The sequence below is a fragment of the Bacillus cereus genome (genome assembly GCF_002567495.1).
Taxonomy (GTDB): domain Bacteria; phylum Bacillota; class Bacilli; order Bacillales; family Bacillaceae_G; genus Bacillus_A; species Bacillus_A cereus_AQ.
Window position 1 is genome coordinate 93,995 of the sequence record NZ_NVAP01000035.1, and the last position, 16,880, is coordinate 110,874.

The window sequence follows — 16,880 nt, forward strand, 5'->3', positions numbered from 1 at the left end:
AAGTGTAATAGTACTGGCGAATATTCCGGAGATGAATGTCAGGTGGCCTAAGATAACATGTTTGCTACTATATCCTAAATTTTCTTAATATAAATTTTTAAAACGCGCTTCAATTTTATCCGGCGTCATTACGCCACCACCAATAGGAATAATTTGATTATCCTTTTGTAAAAGTAAGGAAGGATAGCTATTAACACCAAGCTGTCGAACTTTATTGAAATCATTTTGGACATCTATTATTGTTTCTTGAGCGTTTAAACGTTCTAATACTTGTTCAGGGTCCAAACCATGCTCGATTGCAATTTTGCGATATGTTTCAGGATCACTCAGACTTTGGCCCTCATAATAAAACGCTTTTTGCATAGCCGAAGTGAATTCTAATAAACGGTCTGGCGCTAATGAGCGTAAAGCTGAAAAACCAATTGCAGCATCTTTCGAATTCATTTTAAAAGTCCCTTCCTCCACCAATTTTTGATATGAAGGACCAAATTCAGCACCTGTAAGTTGATTAATTCTTTTATTTCCTTCTTCTATATATGAGAAGTTTTTCATTGGTAAATTATCTAAAAATAACCCTCCACATAAAACCGTTAATGGCACTTCAGTGTGGTTTTTGTAAAATCCTTTAATACTTTCTGAAAAACCATAGCACCATCCACAATATGCATCCCATACGTAAATAAGGTTATCTTGTTTCGTCTCCATTTAAATCTCCTACCTTTTTTTTTATTATCCAGCTCAACTAAATTTTTGATTTATATAAGTACATCTTTTTATACCTTGTTCTTTTTTAGATACCTTACTATATTTCCCCAAAACTAATATTTCCAAAGAAAGATCCACCAAGGTTTTTAACAAAAGATAACATTGCAACTTATTGCCCCGTAACAGAAAATACTAAAGCTTAGAATATGCATTGATTTGAATGTGTTAGTAACTTTCTACACCGGGTGGCAACGTATGGACCACCATCCTTAATTAAATATATAAATCATATTTTTAGCAGATATTAGTTGTAACTAAATCGATTACATCTTTATGTAACTATTTTAGTTACAACTAATATAGAAGTCAATTCTTTTTTTTCGAAAACATTAAATTTCTACATTAATCTACAACCAATCCCACTCTTTAAAAAAATATATCAACGATTATTCGATTATATCGATCGTAACTCCGAATATATCAACGTTTCGACACAACATATCGATTTACCGACAAATTTCGAGCGCGTTATCTCCTAAACTAACAACCAATCCCACATCACGTTCACCTACAAAGAAAAAAAGCACCAGGTCCCCCCAATGCTTTTCCTCAAATCTAAAACAAATGACAAGCCACCTCATGCCCTTTCGCAATCTCCACCATCTTCGGTACTTCCTGTGCGCATTTTTCAGTGGCGAATTTGCAGCGCGTTCTGAATTTGCAGCCGGATGGTGAGTTTAGTGGACTTGGTACTTCTCCCTCTAGGATGATCCGTTCTATGCCCGTGTTTGTTGGATCTGGTTCTGGCATAGATGAGAGTAGTGCTTGTGTGTATGGATGTGCCGGGTTTGTGTATAGGTCTTCGCTGTCGGCAATTTCTACTATGTTTCCTAAGTACATGACTCCGATTCGGTCTGATATGTGTCTTACCATCGATAGGTCATGTGCGATGAATAAGTATGTGACTCCTGTTTCTTCTTGGATGTCTTGCAGCATGTTTACGACTTGCGCTTGGACTGAAACATCGAGTGCTGAGATTGGTTCGTCACATAGGATGAAGTCTGGTTTTACAGATAGTGCGCGCGCGATGCTAATGCGCTGTCTTTGGCCTCCGCTAAATTCATGCGGATAGCGATATAAGTGTTCTTCTTTTAATCCTACCTTTTTCAGAAGGTCTAAAATGATTTCTTTTTGTTCTTCTTTTTCGTAGGAACCGTGAATGTTCATCGGTTCGCTAATAATTTGGAATACGTTCATTGCCGGGTTTAATGATGCGTATGGATCTTGGAAAATGATTTGCATTCGTTTTCGATATTCTTTTAGTTCACTTTCCTTTAAACTTGCGATATCTTTTCCGTCGAATAAAACGTTACCTGAAGTGACATCGTGTAAGCGAATGATGCTTCTTCCTGTCGTTGATTTTCCGCAGCCAGATTCTCCTACTAATCCGAATGTTTCACCTTTTTTAATTGTGAAGCTTAAGTCATCAACTGCTTTTAACTGCTCTGTTTTTCTGCCGAATAGCCCCTTTTTAATAGGAAAATACTTTTTTAAGTTCCGAACTTCAATTAAGTTTTCTTCATGCATGGAAATCACCTACTGTCTTATCGTTTAACCAGCACATAGAACGTCTTTCGTTTCCGATTTCAAAATATGGCGGACGTTCTTTTTCACAAATGTCCATCGCATGCGGGCAACGCTCTGCGAATGGGCAACCTTGTGGCGGGTTTAATAAGTTTGGTGTTACACCTTGAATAGGAGCGAGTCTTTCTTTTACGCCGTTCGATATTTTTGGCAAAGAGTTTAATAACCCTTTCGTATATGGATGATTCGGCGATTGAAAAATATCAAGTACAGGTCCTTCTTCCATAATAAGCCCGCCATACATAACGATAACGCGTGTACAGTTTTGCGCGACTATTCCTAAGTCATGCGTAATAAGAAGTAACGCCATATTCGTTTCGTTTTTTAAGTTTTTCATTAAATCTAGTATTTGTGCTTGTATCGTTACGTCAAGTGCAGTCGTCGGTTCGTCCGCAATGAGAAGGTCTGGGTTACACGACATAGCCATTGCGATCATAACCCGCTGTTTCATACCGCCGCTTAGTTCATGCGGATATTGTTTTACCCTTTCTTCTGGCGACGAAAGGCCGACTTGTTTTAACAAATTGACTGCGATTTGCTCAGCTTCTTTCTTTTTCACTTTTTGATGCCTTATAATTACTTCCGTCATTTGTTTCCCAATTTTTACGACTGGATTTAACGCTGACATTGGGTCTTGAGAGATAAGTGAAATTTGATTTCCTCTAATAGAACGCAATTCTTTTTCAGATTTAGAAAGTATGTTTTCATTATGAAAAAGGATTTCTCCTTCTTTCACTTTCCCTGGTGACGTAACGAGAGACATAACGGACTTCGCCATTACACTCTTCCCGCTTCCAGATTCCCCAACGATACCAACTACTTCTCCTTTATTTAAGCGAAATGTAACGCCTCGAACCGCTTCGACTTCGCCACTTTCTATGAAAAAAGAAGTCTTTAAATTTTTCACTTCTAGTAGTTTTTCAGACACGCTTCTCACTCCTTTCACTTAACACTTTAGTTTTCATGTCCAGCTCCTTTTGGTGCGAAAGCTTTCTTCAATGCTTCACCAATTACGTTAAAACTAAGTACCGTTAAAAGGATAAGGAATCCTGGGAAGAGTGTTAAATACCAAGCTTCACCTATATATCCTTGCGCATTGTTTAGCATGCTGCCCCAAGAAGAATCTGGTTCTCTAATACCTAATCCTAAGAAGCTAAGTGATGATTCCATTAAAATCGATGTCGCAATCGTTAATGTCGCTGCGATTATAATCGTCGATAAAATGTTAGGAATGATATGTCTTACAATAATCATAAGTGATTTTTGTCCTGACACTTTTGCATATAAAACGTACTCACGCTCTTTTACAGATAGCGTTTCTGCCCTTACGATACGGGCGGTGTCCATCCATGTTAGTAATCCTATAATAAGAACTAACGTTGTAATTCCTGGTTTTAAATACGCATTTAATAGTAGCATTAAGAAGAATGATGGAATTGACATCAGTACTTCAACAACTCGCATTAAAAAGTTGTCTAACTTTCCGCCAAAATAGCCGCTAATGGCTCCAACTGCTGTACCGATTGTAATAGACACAACCATCGCAAGGAAACCAACTGCAAGCGAAACTCGTCCGCCATATAGCGCTCTCGTTAAGTAATCCCTTCCGTAATCATCCGTTCCGAAAGGATGACTCATACTCGGTTCTTGTAAGCGATCTGGAATCGACATTTTGCTAGGATCGTACGGTGATACGAATGCGAAAATTGATGCGACCGTTAAAACCGCAAGTATGATAACTCCCATTGCAACAAACTTATTTTTCGTAAAACTATGTTTTATCGTTTGAAATCTCCTATTATTCATTCCAAATCACCCCCTCATTCGAATGCGCGGATCTACTACGCCATATAAAATATCAGCAATTAAGTTACCGAGAATTAACATGAATGATGATAGTAATGTAATTGCCATGATAATCGGATAATCAAATCTAAAAATAGCATTTACCCCAAGTGAACCAAGACCCGGCCATGAGAATACTGTTTCCGTAATAAACGCTCCGCCTACTAAACTTGGAATCGATAATCCGAAAATTGTAATGATCGGGATTAATACATTTCGAAGTACGTGATTAAATAAAACCGTTTTCTTTGAAGCGCCGTATGCATATTGAATTTGCACATATTCTTCTTCTAATTGCTGAATCGTACTTGAACGAATATATCTCATATAAACAGATACGTTTTGAAACGCTAACACCATACAAGGTAAAATACCATGTTGCACAATATCCCACACAGAGTCTTTACCAACGGTGCGCATACCCATACTCGGAAGTAGGTTCAATTTTAAAGAGAATAAGTAGACTAATAGTAATGCAAACCAGAAAACCGGCATAGAAATACCAACGTATGAAATAAAGTTTACAATGCGGTCAAAGAATGAATTCTTTTTCACACCTGTAAATAGTCCAAGTGGTATTGCGATTACGAATGAGACGAGTAAAGATGATCCCATTAACCCAATTGTTGCAGGTAATCTTTCTGTGATAAGTTCCAAAACAGGACGATGATTTTGAAGTGAGTAACCAAAGTTTCCTGTTAAAATGTTTTTTAACCATAAAAAATACTGCACGTAAATTGGTTGATCTAGTCCTAAACTTTTGCGAATACGCTCCACATCAATTGGACTCATATTCGGTGTGACAAAGTTTCGAACGGGATCCCCCGGTGCTAGTTTTATTAATAGAAAAGAAATAATAGAAATAACAAATAAAAGCGGAATTGCATTTAAAAACCTCTTCGTAATTACTTTATACACAAACTTCCCCCCTCAAGCTAAAGTGAAACTTTAATAAGTGGGGGGTGTCCATCCCCCACTTATTATTAGTTGAACCAATCGGGCTTTTACGGGCAGTTGATCTCCCATCTACTTCCTCGCATTCGTCAAATTTTGAGGTGGGAGCCTTACTGCCCGTTAAAGCGGGATAAAGAAGCTGATTTCCACCAGCTTCTTTATTGTTTCTTATTTCACTTCATAAATCTTAGATAGATCTTCAAACATTGTGACAGGAATTGCTTTCGCTTCTTTTAATCCATCAAACTTTTTATCTACTGCAATAACTGCTTTCGGATACGCGATTGGTAGATAAGGTACGTCTTCTCTAGCTGTCTCTTGAATTTTATGGTATAGCTCTGCGCGTTTTGTTTTATCTGTTTCAACTGCAGCTTCTTCCCATAACTTATCGAAATCAGCGTTTTTATATCGTGCATAATTGTATTCAGCATTACTTAAGAATAAGCTCTTATATGAATCTGGCTCAGGTCCCATTATGTAACCACCAAATGTAATGTCATATTCTTTATTCTCTTTATCTAAGCCTTTTTCACTTGCCGCACTAGCATCTAATGCATTTAGTTCAACTTCTAAGCCAACTTCTTTTAATTTTTGTTGTGTATAAAGGGCTAAGCTTTCCATAATTTTATTATTCGTTACATACATCACACGTACTTTTTCTTTATCTTTCACGCCAGCTTTTGCTAATAAATCTTTCGCCTCTTTTTTATCATACTTATAGTCTTTAATATCTTTCGCATAATACATAGCGTCTGGCGTTAAGATTGAATTTGCTGGTTCTGCAAATTCACCTGAAACGAATGCTGAGTTAATCATTTCTTTTTTATCTAACGCATGCGCAATTGCTTGGCGCACTTCTTTTTTCTTCATCAAATCTGTATTCATGTTATAAGATAAGTAGAATAATCTACCTTCAGGGAATGTCACCATTGAGAAGTTCCCAGTGCTATCCAATTTCTTAAAGTCTTGCGGCTCAATCATCTTCATGTTGATTTGACCATTTTGCAGTGAAACATTTGCTGTATTACGGTCTTTTACAACACGGTATACGATAGAGTCTAATTTAGCTTTCCCACCTACATAATCATCGAATCGATCTAATGCAACGTACTCATCTGATTTATATTCTTTAAACTTAAACGGACCTGACCCTACAGGTTGTAAGTTTTTCTTACTCTTCGCTAAATCTGCTTCCCCCTCAAATACATGTTTCGGAATTGGGAAGAAATCATTCATCACACCTTCGAAAGATGCGCTTACTTGTGGTAAAACGAATTGAGTTGTTAACTCATCTACCTTTTTCACCTCAAGCGGCTTTCCTTTAAAAATAAAGTTTTCACGACTTGAGCTATTTTGCTTCTCATCTAAAATAGATTGGAATGTAAATGCTATATCGTCTGATGTAATTTTCTTACCATCATGCCATTTCAAATTATCTTTTAATTTCAATGTCCACGTTAATTGATCTTCTGAAGGCGTAAAGCTCTCAGCAAGAACAAACTTTTTCTTACCGTCTTCCATATGATATAGCGGCGCATATAAAGCTTGCTGCACAGTTAATGACACACGATCATTCGCATAAAGCGGATTCATCGTATCTGGATTATCGCTAACACCAATCGTTAACGCCCCTCCGTCTTTCGGAGTCCCTGATTTACTAGTTCCTGCTTGCTTCGAATCTTTTTCCCCTAAACAAGCAGCTAATGCAATAAGTAGTATTAGAACAAATGGTAATGCAAATAAATTCTGTTTCATCTTTCGGCCCCCTCGAACTGTTTATGCCCATAAGAAAACTCGGAATTAATCCCGAGTTTTCTTATAAGTTTTAAATTACCACTACCCGTATGTAAAGTCAAACTTTTTTGTAAAAATGGAAAACTTCCATACCTCCATTATTAAAGTACGATTAAAAACTAACAACCTACAAGAAATCTCTCTAAAATGGTTGTTATATATAATCAAAAATGTAGAATGGGATTAAAGATATTTTAAGGGGGCTATTATGACGTTTAATGAACTGAAAAAAAACAAACCAACAACCCAATGGATTGAAAATGATGAAGATGGGGAATTTTTCACTGAAGAAAATATAAGCGCAACAAATAAAGTTCTTGATACTTACATAAATAATTTAGAGCAATTGGGAGAGAATCCAACCGAAGTCGAAATAATGCATGTTGTTAAAGAGGTTGTTATTAACATAAATGAATTAAATGACGAACATGACTATTTTATCGAAACAACGGAACGAGAAGATCTCTATGAATTTATCGATACAGCAGCACGATTAGCGGGTCTAGAATCCGAAGAAGACATAACAGAAGAATGGCGTGAATGGTAAAAAAATCTGCATACGTGGCGTCTAAATTTACTCCTTCATAAAACTTTGTCCCCTTATTCTTCAATTAGAAAATAAGGGACAAACAAAGACAACTCCAATAGAACCCAATACTGACATATATTAAAATTTTTATTCAAATTAATAATATGATTAGATGTTTTTCTAAGTTCTTCTTCTCTAAATAAAATTAATCTATTTCCCAAACTCATTTTTTAATCAATTACCAAGGTATTTTGAACATAAATATCTTATATTTTTTTAGATGTGTATCTTTAGATTATTAAATAAACAGAAAAACAGCCGACTCTTTGTATAAAAGTCGGCTGCTTTCTTATCATTCAAGCTCCCCCTTTCCCAGGAGTTCAACAACTATTTGTGACTGCTCTTTAACACTAGCTTTTGCATTACATTTGAGATGCAAAAGCGCATTACAAACAAAAAGAACACCACAATCTCAATACACTTTCATACACAAAAATATACGAAGCACCAAATAGAATAACTTATAACCCAAATTAAAAAGACCACCAAAAGGCAGTCTCAAAACTCAATCTTATTCCCCACCCCTTGCTCCAACGCTTTCTCATACAAATACTTCGCAACGATAATATCTACTACCGCTAAACCAACTGATTTGAAAATAGTAATTTCTTCATCATTTTCGCGTCCAGCTTTTTCTCCGCTTATAATTTGACCAAGTTCAGCGTGAATGGCGTTTGCTTTGAATAGACCTTCTTTTATCGGAACTTGAAGGTCTCCTGTTTCGTCTAGTGCTGCTTCTTTTGATTCGACTACTACTTTGTTTGCGCTTGTGATGGCGTGTGAGGGTAGTTCTTGCATGCTCGGTCTGAATGAGCCGACGGCGTTTACGTGGACGCCTTTTTGTAGTGTTTCTGAGAAGACTGGTGTGGTTGCGTTCGTAGTTGTGACGATGATGTCTGCTTCACGTATTGCTTCATTTGGATCCCTGTAAACGTAAGCAGGTTTACCAAATTTCTCTTGTATATGTTGCGCAAATGCATATGCTTTTTCTTCTGTTCGATTGTATAAAATGACTTTTTCGATATCTCTAACTGCAAATATTGCTTCGGCAATTCCTTTCGCTTGTTCGCCCGTGCCGATAATGCATAAAGTTTTTGCGTTATGACGAGCTAAATGTTTTGTCGCTACTCCTGATAAGGCGCCTGTTCGGATCATCGTTAAGTACGATCCTTCTAAAAGTGCGAGCGGTTCTCCCGTTTGAAAGTCTGATAGCATCACAATCCCGTTTATCGTTTTCTTTCCTACCTGTTTATTTTGCGGAACTACCGTTACTATTTTTACTCCAAGTGCCTCAAGCCCTTCCGCTACTGAAGGCATAATTAATGCAGTATTTTGTTCGCTTGCAAATGGTAATGAAGTACGTATTGGTGTGATCGTTCTTTCTGCGGAAAATTCTTGTAAAGCAAGCGCCGCGTATTCAATAACTTCATTCATATTTACTAAGTTTCTTTGTTCGTTCGCGCTTATGACTAGCATATTTGTTCACCTCCTCCTCTTATCCCGTATTAACGGGCAGTAAGACTCCCATCTAAAAATTCGGTTGGACAAAGAAGTTACACGGGAGATCAACTGCCCGTAAAAACCCGATTGGTTCAACTAATAATCAGTGGGGAACCCCTCCACTGATTAAAGTTTCACTTTATCCTAACAAAAATCCCCGATTCAAATCATCCCTCGGATCTACAACGAACTGATGAAACCCTGTAATAAATGCATTCCCCGTTACTTTCGGAACGACAGCTTTATATGTATCTACTACGGTTACCGACAATACTTCTCCCTCGAATTTCCCATCAGTAATGCATTCGTGGACGAACATTTCTCCCTTTTGTAAGGCATCTTTTTCAAAAAGAGTTGCGATTCTCGCAGAAGTTCCTGTGCCGCAAGGAGAACGATCTACTTGCCCATCAGCAAAAATTGTTACATTTCGTAGCGTAGCACCTTTTTCTTTCGGTTCATCTGAAAAGATAACGCCGTATATTCCTTTCAAACCTTCTTCAAGTGGATGTTTCACTTCCATTTTGCTCTCTATATAATGTTTAATTTTACTGCCCCACGTTTGAATAGCGGGCAAGTCTTTAAAATCAACTTTCAAACCAAATTCTTTACAGTCTACAACAGCGTAAAATGCTCCACCAAACGCAATATCTACTTGAAATTCATAGTTATCTATTTGAATAGGAACGTCTTTTTTGTATACAAAGGAAGGGACATTTTCAAATGATACAGATTCTACTTCACTCCCGTTATATTTTGCATACGCAACAACTTCCCCAGCAGGGCTATCAATAATAAACTTTTGTTTTTCACCCTTTACTTCAAACATGCCCGTTTCAATCCCAACTGTAATAACGGCGATAATGCCGTGACCACACATCGTACTCCAGCCTTCATTGTGCATAAATAAAACACCAAAATCAGCGTGGGCACTTGCTGGCGGTGTAATGATACAACCGTACATTCCGTGATGTCCTCTCGGTTCATACATCAGAACTTCACGAAGGTAATCCAAATGTTCCATACAGTAGGCACGTCTTTCCAGCTGCGTTTCTCCTTTTATTTCTGGCACTCCGCCCGTAATAATTCGAAGCGGCTCCCCAGCTACATGTGCATCAATCGTTGTATATATTTTACTAACCTTCATTTCTATCTCTCCCCTATACGTTGATACTATTTCCAACGCAAGTATCATGCCAAATCGTATAGCATTACTTTTTTCAAATCCCCTCAGCAATGTGTATTCTTTTTTCAACAAATCCATATACAACTGTCTACTTTTTTATACACGGCGTGGATGTTACGTTATAAAACACCTCGATAACTTTGCAATTTCACTGGTACACACATGCAGGATTCCTTTTACCATTATTATTTTCAATGTAAAGTTACTTCGCACCCCAACATATACTGTTCAAAAGCAAAAGGAAGTGATCCCATGTATTACGGAACAAAAGGCTGGTACGTAGCTGAACTAAAAAAATTAGGCGTGCGCTATCATGAAGGTCGAAAACTAGAAAGTTACCGCGGACACATATTACGCAATTTACTCATCGCACAACAAGAAAAATTAAAAGAACAGTAATAGACCCATATCACAATATCGACACCTCACAGTAAACGCCACCTGCAAACTGCCAATCAATCACACATCAAACTACACTAAAAAGGTCACCCAAACGGGTGACCTTCCTTTCTTATTCACAAACAAGAATTTGTCTAGTAAATGATCCTTTTCTTGTAATACAGCGATCTGCAATTTCAAATCCTGCTTCATGGATCATGTCGTCCATTGTCTCCATCGTTACAACGACTACCTTTTTAGCGATGCGGCGCGCACTTGAAAGAATGGAGAGCTGGTCTTCTGGTGTGGCATGCGTAAATAGGTCGTACGGCATATCGATAATGGCAACGTCGTAGTTCTCAGTAATTTCCTCGATTGGACCTTTTGTTACTGTTCCTTCAAATCCGAAATGTGCGATATTTTTTCTCGTTCCAAGAACTACAAGTGGATTTATATCTCTACCAACGATGTTAATCCCCATAGAAAGTGCTTCTACTACTACTGTTCCAATACCGCAGCACGGGTCAATTGCTCGTACTCCCTCTGGATTTGGTACAGCGATATTTGCAACTGATCTCGCAACACGTGTGCTAAGAGATGTCGAATAACTATGCGGTTTTTTTATGTGATGATACCAAACTGGTTCGCTTTCTACATAGTGCCCGAAGTACCAGCGTCCTCCAAGAGGAACAATCCCGAAGACACGCTCTGGATTACGAACATCCGCTTCTCCTTCAATATGCATGCCAAGGTCTCGTTCAATAAGACGTCTTTCTCCATATTCAATTTTATTCTCCCCAACGAGGTCATTGATTTTAACGAAGATGACTTTGAACGTCGCTCCTGCCAAGTCAATTTGTTCCACTTGTTTTAAGATACTTTCTAAGTCGTCTCCTTCATACATAACTTCAATTCGCTCTTTAATAAACGCACTTCTACTCGGGTCAATTTTGACATCACTTTTTAAAATATTAACGTGGGACTCCATTCCAAAGAACGAGCGCATTTCCAAGTAACATAAAGCACGCTCCTCCTCACGAAATGCATACGTATATATACAGGCAGGTGTTTTACTATGATTACTCAATCTATTATCATCCTTTATCGTTTAAAATTGTTATGATTACAATTACTCAAATACTTTTCTTTTGTATATAAAATTAAATGATATCATATGCCGGAAATAAAGAGAAACGTTAATAAATAAAAGAGACTGCCAATGGCAATCTCTTATTATTTATTAACGGAAAGAAGACACGTTGTTACCCATTTCTTCATAGTAATCTAAAATACCTTGATAAATAGCTTCCGCTGCACTTTGTCTCTGCGCTGGTGTAGCTATTTTATCTGCATCACTTTTATTATCTACAAATGCTAATTCTGCTAATACAGCTGGCATTGTATTTTCTCTAATTACGTATAAATCGCCTTTTTTCACACCACGATCTTTTGTTCCCAGTGCATCTACAAGACGCTCTTGAATTTTTTCTGCGAGTAAACGACTTTCTGATACGTTAGGATTTGTTCCTCTTGCTGTCGCTGATTCATAGTAGAACGTTTCTGTACCTTGTCCATTTTTACTTTCCGTACCATTACCATGGATACTTACAAAGATATCCCCATTATTTTTTTGAGCAAATTCTACACGTTTCTTTAAAGAATCAGAAGCACTTGTTCCTGGACGTGTATCATCTGTACGAGTGAATAACACAGTAAATGGTGTCTTTTTCTCAAATATCTTCTGTAATCGTAATGATACATCTAATACAGTTTGACTTTCTTTCTCATAATAACCTGGATTACCTGAATCCGCTCCACCATGACCTGGATCAATGATAATCGCTTTTCCTTCTAAGAAGTTACCTTGCTTCACTGGGTTTAATTGGCTTTTATTAACCCATTGGAAACCAGCGCCCATGCGGATACGAATCCAGCTGCCATTCTCTTCAATAACAGTTACTTGTTGTGCGTTATGTGTTCCCATTACTTTTGAAGAAGAAGAAGCTTCTGCATAAGTAGTGAATCCTTCCTTAATAGCTTCTGTTTTCTCTACTAAAGGTGTCCATTTATCACCGTTACTTGTTGCAATTTTGATCCATCCATCTCGTTCTTCTTTAATTTCAACCATTTGTGGATTATGCTGATTTGCACTAATACCTGAACTTAATGATGGTGCGTGATATGTAATGAATTTTCTATCTATGTACATTTTCTTTGTTTCTACTGGACGATCACTATTTTTGCTAAATTTATCTGTTTGGGCAGTAAGCTGAGCTGCTTGTTCACGCGTAATAGAATCATTCGGTTTCCAGCCATCCTCTGTACCTAAAGAAAGTTTTAATTCTACTAAAATATTAACTTCTTCTTTACCCCAATGATTTTCTAAATCGGCGAATTTTGTAGGCACTGGTCCTGTTACTTTGCTTTTCAAATTATATGCTCTTACAAGCATAGCTGCCATTTCAGCACGAGTTACTTTTCCTTCAGGATCAAATACTCCTGGTTCTCGCCCTTTAATAATATTCTCTTTTTCCATAGCTGCAATAAATGGAGCTGCCCAATTATTTTTTGCATCATTATAAGACGGTTTTGCATTTGGATCTACTTTAGCACCAATTGCTGTTGCAATAATCTTTGCAGCCTGGGCACGTGTTAAATTTCCGTATGGCATAAAGTTACCATCTGGCATACCATTAATTACATTTCTCTCTACTAAATAATAAATTGCGTCTTTCGACCACGCACTATCTGAAACATCAGGAAATTTCTTCGTTTCTGCTAAACTACTAATTGGATGTGCTAGTAAATTTGCTGCTAATAAACCTGCGGCTATTGCTTTGTACTTCATAAAAAATAAATCTCCTCTCAAAACTTCATATTCATACAACTTTTTCAATCAATCTAACTAAAATATATTAACTATCAATTAATTCCTTTCATAGTGTATAACATTATATATCTATAGTAAACACGTTTCCCGCCGTATAACAAAAATCGCATATATATAACTTATAGTGAATGTATATAAAGTAAAGCTTTAATCAGCCTGCAAATAGCGGGCTAAAAAAGCGATTAGGACATATCTCCTAATCGCTTCGCCAAATAAAAAGCTGATTAAAAATAGTATTTTTAATCAGCTCTCTATTATCTATGAAATTATTCTTCAATTAAATTAGACATTACATATGCATACACTAATGCTTCTGTATGCGCAATAGAACTTTCATGCGTACGTTCAAATGCGTGAGAAGAATCAATACCTGCTCCAATTAACGCATGTTTCACATCAAATCCCGCGCGAATCGCAGCTGATGCATCAGATCCGTAGTACGGATAGATATCTACTTTATATTCAATATGATTCGTTTTCGCAAGCTCTACTAAATGTTTACGTAAAGCGTAATGATACGGGCCGCTAGAGTCTTTTGCACAAATAGATACTGTATATTCATCAGATGTTTGTCCATCACCTAACGCTCCCATATCAACCGCTAAATATTCAACAGTTTCTTCTGGAATGTTAGAGTTACCGCCGTATCCAATCTCTTCATTATTAGAAATTAAGAAATGAGTTGTATATGGTAATGTTACGTTTTCATCTTGTAATCTTTTAATTAATTTTAATAAAATCGCAACACTTACTTTATCATCTAAATGACGTGATTTTATGTATCCACTCTCTGTAATTTGAACGCGCGGATCAAATGAAACGAAGTCTCCTACTTCAATTCCTAATTCGCGTACTTCATTTGCAGAAGAGACACGCTCATCAATACGCACTTCAATATTTTGCTCATCACGTTTCGCCTCACCTGCATTTTTGTATACATGTACAGATGTTTGATGCATTAAAATCGTTCCTGTATACGTCTTGCCGCTTGACGTTTCAATTTCACAATATTCTCCTTCTACAGAGTTCCAGCGAAATCCGCCAATCATAGATAAACGAAGACGACCGTCAGATTTAATTTCTTTTACCATCGCACCTAACGTATCAACATGAGCAGTTAATAAACGATGCTGCGCATCATTCTTCCCTTTTACCGTTAAAATAAGAGCACCCTTATTATTACGTTTCGTTTCTACATTCCACTCACTTACATAGTTTTCAATGAAATTAATAATTTTTGCTGTATTTCCAGATGGACTTGGAATAGAGACAAGCTCCTTAATCAGTTCCATCGTTTCTTTCGTATGATGTGCCATTGTCGTTTCCTCCTCATTTTCTCTACTATTCAGTATACAAAATTCGCCAGAAAACCTCTACTTATATAGCTTAATTTTCTAAATTATAGTAAAATTCTTTTTAATATACAAAAGGAGTCCTGAGATATGAATATATCAAAAAAATATATACACATTGCACTCATTTGGTTTTTAGCATCATTATTTTGTTTACAGGTTTCTTATGCCGTTCATACCACTACTTCTATTACAATTGGCTGGATATTAACAGCTATCTTCTTCATTATTAGCTTCATTGCAACAAAAAAGCATAGCGTTACTCATTAACGCTATGCTTTTCCTATAAAACTATTCTTCCGAAACGTCTAATAAATAAATCCCTCTTTCAAATCCACCGCGCTCTACTTCTTTTTTCTTACGAAGACGTTCTACATCTTCAATCGATGCACCTTCTGCACGTGCTAATGAGATGATAACTTCTAGCGCATCTGCAAGAGAATCTAGTGCATGTTCGCGTTCTTTCATAGAAGCAAATTCACGAATTTCTTCCGTTCCAATTTTCGCTAAAGCTTGTATGTATGCTTGCCCTGTTAATTTTTGTGCTGTATACGTTTTTCCAGACATTAAAATCTTCTCTGGAACACGATCTCTTACTAATTTATTATACGTCGACATCATTCATCCTCCTATATTTAATAGCACCCGAGCTCTGCTTTATAGAAAAACCATTCCTTCTTCACACATGCACTAATCATATCAATTCCTGATCCGTGTGCTCTTACATGCGGAAAGAAATAGTGTTCTGATCCTTCTTCTTCCTTACCATATAAAGTTTGGTACTCATCCGGAATTGCTTCTTTTTTCACGTCCTTTTCTTTCGTCACCCCGCCAGAAAATGCAACGCTTGGATGCCCTTCAAAAAACAATGCAGTCCGCACCGCCATAGATGGTGTACTGTGCAAAGCATAATATATAAACAAGATTATACCAATAACACCTATCATTTTTTTCATCTATTACTCCTTAAAAAAAGTGCTAACACAATTATACTAAAATGTGTTAGCACTTTCTCCCTTTTATCCAGAATTAACGGACTAATAATCAGTGAGGAATGGACAAAATCCCCACTTCACTTTATTCTCCTTTAAATGCCGGTAGACGTTTTTCTAAAAACGCAGCAATTCCTTCTTTATGATCCACTGTTTGTCTCATCGCATATTGACCGCGTTTTTCAAGTTGTAATGTTTGCTCTAAATTAGAGCGATTTACTTCACATAAAATTTGCTTCGTTTGAATCATTGCTTTAATCGGTTTTTGTGACCATTCATTAATTTTTTTCTTCACAGCCGTTTGGAACTCTTCACCGATTACTTCATCAATTAAGCCGATATCAAGCGCTTCGGTCGCCGATAATTTCTTGCCTTCCCAAATAATTTGCTTCGTCATGTTTTCACCGACGCGCTTTTGAAGGAAGAAATGACCGCCTCCATCTGGAATTAAAGCGATTCCAATAAAGTTCATCGCAATAACAGATGATATATCCGCCATTACATAATCAGCTGTTAACGCAATACTTAACCCAAGACCTGCAGTTGGTCCATGAATTGCACTAATAACAAGCTTCGGCATCGTATACAATGTCACAACGACTTCAGAAATAGTATTCATAATACCATCAAATTTACTTTCATCATTACTTGAAAGCATCGACTTAATATCTCCACCCGCAGAAAAACCACGGCCGTTCCCGCATAACACAACGATATGCGCAGAACTTTCCGCTACTTCTTTCAACTTTTGTAATAACTCTTTTAATGTCGGCTCATCTAACGCATTTAACACCTCTGGGCGATTGACCATAACCGTTGCAACGTTACCTTCATATTTCACAATAACAGATTCTGTTTTACTCGTTACTTCCATTACATACCCCTCTTTTCTCCATAAAGATTATACTTATATAATTATAGAAAGCGACTGAAAAATCCTTCTTTTTTCTTAATTTTCTGTCTAATATTCTCACAATTTGTACATATATCGTATAAAACATACAATTCCGTTGAAAAATATAGAAATTAAAGTCGGTTTATCCATGCTTTTCAT

General features: G+C 37.0%; 16 protein-coding genes and 1 pseudogene. 3 read left to right on the forward strand and 14 right to left on the reverse strand.

Features of this window, described 5'->3' with window-relative positions:
• Positions 1–84: 84 nt before the first annotated feature.
• The 6 genes from COK05_RS16250 to COK05_RS16280 form a co-directional block, all read right to left on the reverse strand.
• On the reverse strand, positions 85–705 hold the full coding sequence (locus COK05_RS16250) for a DsbA family protein (RefSeq protein ID WP_000448622.1): 621 nt from the start codon (positions 703–705) through the stop codon (positions 85–87).
• 615 nt (positions 706–1,320) lie between these two features.
• Positions 1,321–2,292 carry an ABC transporter ATP-binding protein gene (locus COK05_RS16255; protein ID WP_141539123.1) on the reverse strand — a complete coding sequence of 324 codons (972 nt, stop codon included), beginning with the start codon at positions 2,290–2,292 and terminating at the stop codon, positions 1,321–1,323.
• Positions 2,285–3,277 carry an ABC transporter ATP-binding protein gene (locus COK05_RS16260; protein ID WP_098613390.1) on the reverse strand — a complete coding sequence of 331 codons (993 nt, stop codon included), beginning with the start codon at positions 3,275–3,277 and terminating at the stop codon, positions 2,285–2,287. The genes COK05_RS16255 and COK05_RS16260 overlap by 8 nt, the downstream gene beginning before the upstream one ends.
• 26 nt (positions 3,278–3,303) lie before the next feature.
• Complete coding sequence (locus tag COK05_RS16265; protein ID WP_098613391.1) at positions 3,304–4,155, reverse strand: ABC transporter permease; 852 nt, start codon at positions 4,153–4,155, stop codon at positions 3,304–3,306.
• 6 nt (positions 4,156–4,161) lie between these two features.
• Positions 4,162–5,112: an ABC transporter permease gene (locus tag COK05_RS16270; protein ID WP_098613392.1), complete on the reverse strand. Its 951-nt coding sequence runs from the start codon at positions 5,110–5,112 to the stop codon at positions 4,162–4,164.
• A gap of 204 nt (positions 5,113–5,316) precedes the next feature.
• Positions 5,317–6,903 (reverse strand): ABC transporter substrate-binding protein, encoded by a 1,587-nt coding sequence (locus tag COK05_RS16280; protein WP_098613393.1) that lies wholly within the window; start codon positions 6,901–6,903, stop codon positions 5,317–5,319.
• A 247-nt stretch (positions 6,904–7,150) separates the two neighbouring features.
• Here COK05_RS16280 and COK05_RS16285 point away from each other — a divergent pair, with 247 nt between their 5' ends.
• Positions 7,151–7,489: a hypothetical protein gene (locus COK05_RS16285; RefSeq protein ID WP_098613394.1), complete on the forward strand. Its 339-nt coding sequence runs from the start codon at positions 7,151–7,153 to the stop codon at positions 7,487–7,489.
• A gap of 540 nt (positions 7,490–8,029) precedes the next feature.
• On the opposite strand, the gene COK05_RS16290 is transcribed toward COK05_RS16285, so the two are convergent.
• Entirely contained in the window at positions 8,030–9,007 is a 978-nt protein-coding gene (locus tag COK05_RS16290; protein ID WP_098613395.1) for an ornithine cyclodeaminase family protein, read from the reverse strand.
• 163 nt (positions 9,008–9,170) lie between these two features.
• A complete protein-coding gene (locus COK05_RS16295) occupies positions 9,171–10,175 on the reverse strand; it encodes a proline racemase family protein (RefSeq protein ID WP_098613396.1) in 1,005 nt (334 codons plus the stop codon).
• Between the two features lie 208 nt (positions 10,176–10,383).
• Between COK05_RS16295 and COK05_RS31015 the strand changes: the two are divergent.
• A pseudogene (locus COK05_RS31015) lies at positions 10,384–10,613 on the forward strand (YflJ family protein).
• Between the two features lie 112 nt (positions 10,614–10,725).
• Here COK05_RS31015 and COK05_RS16305 read toward each other — a convergent pair.
• From COK05_RS16305 to COK05_RS16315, 3 genes are all read right to left on the reverse strand, one after another.
• Positions 10,726–11,679, reverse strand: coding sequence for a TRM11 family SAM-dependent methyltransferase (locus COK05_RS16305; protein ID WP_098613397.1), 954 nt, complete (start codon positions 11,677–11,679; stop codon positions 10,726–10,728).
• 153 nt (positions 11,680–11,832) lie between these two features.
• Positions 11,833–13,440, reverse strand: a complete 1,608-nt coding sequence (locus COK05_RS16310; RefSeq protein WP_098613398.1) for an N-acetylmuramoyl-L-alanine amidase — start codon at positions 13,438–13,440, stop codon at positions 11,833–11,835.
• A gap of 308 nt (positions 13,441–13,748) precedes the next feature.
• Positions 13,749–14,798 (reverse strand): M42 family metallopeptidase, encoded by a 1,050-nt coding sequence (locus tag COK05_RS16315; RefSeq protein ID WP_098613399.1) that lies wholly within the window; start codon positions 14,796–14,798, stop codon positions 13,749–13,751.
• Positions 14,799–14,924: 126 nt separating this feature from the next.
• Between COK05_RS16315 and COK05_RS16320 the strand changes: the two genes are divergently transcribed.
• The gene (locus COK05_RS16320; protein WP_001027087.1) at positions 14,925–15,104 is read left to right on the forward strand and encodes a hypothetical protein; all 180 of its coding nucleotides are present in this window, start codon (positions 14,925–14,927) and stop codon (positions 15,102–15,104) included.
• Positions 15,105–15,125: 21 nt separating this feature from the next.
• On the opposite strand, the gene COK05_RS16325 is transcribed toward COK05_RS16320, so the two are convergent.
• The 3 genes from COK05_RS16325 to COK05_RS16335 all read right to left on the reverse strand — a co-directional run bounded on the left by COK05_RS16325 (position 15,126) and on the right by COK05_RS16335 (position 16,700).
• Complete coding sequence (locus COK05_RS16325) at positions 15,126–15,452, reverse strand: nucleoside triphosphate pyrophosphohydrolase (RefSeq protein WP_098613400.1); 327 nt, start codon at positions 15,450–15,452, stop codon at positions 15,126–15,128.
• A gap of 17 nt (positions 15,453–15,469) precedes the next feature.
• Positions 15,470–15,790: a hypothetical protein gene (locus COK05_RS16330; RefSeq protein ID WP_098613401.1), complete on the reverse strand. Its 321-nt coding sequence runs from the start codon at positions 15,788–15,790 to the stop codon at positions 15,470–15,472.
• Positions 15,791–15,911: 121 nt separating this feature from the next.
• Complete coding sequence (locus tag COK05_RS16335) at positions 15,912–16,700, reverse strand: enoyl-CoA hydratase (protein WP_098613402.1); 789 nt, start codon at positions 16,698–16,700, stop codon at positions 15,912–15,914.
• Between the last annotated feature and the right edge of the window lie 180 nt (positions 16,701–16,880).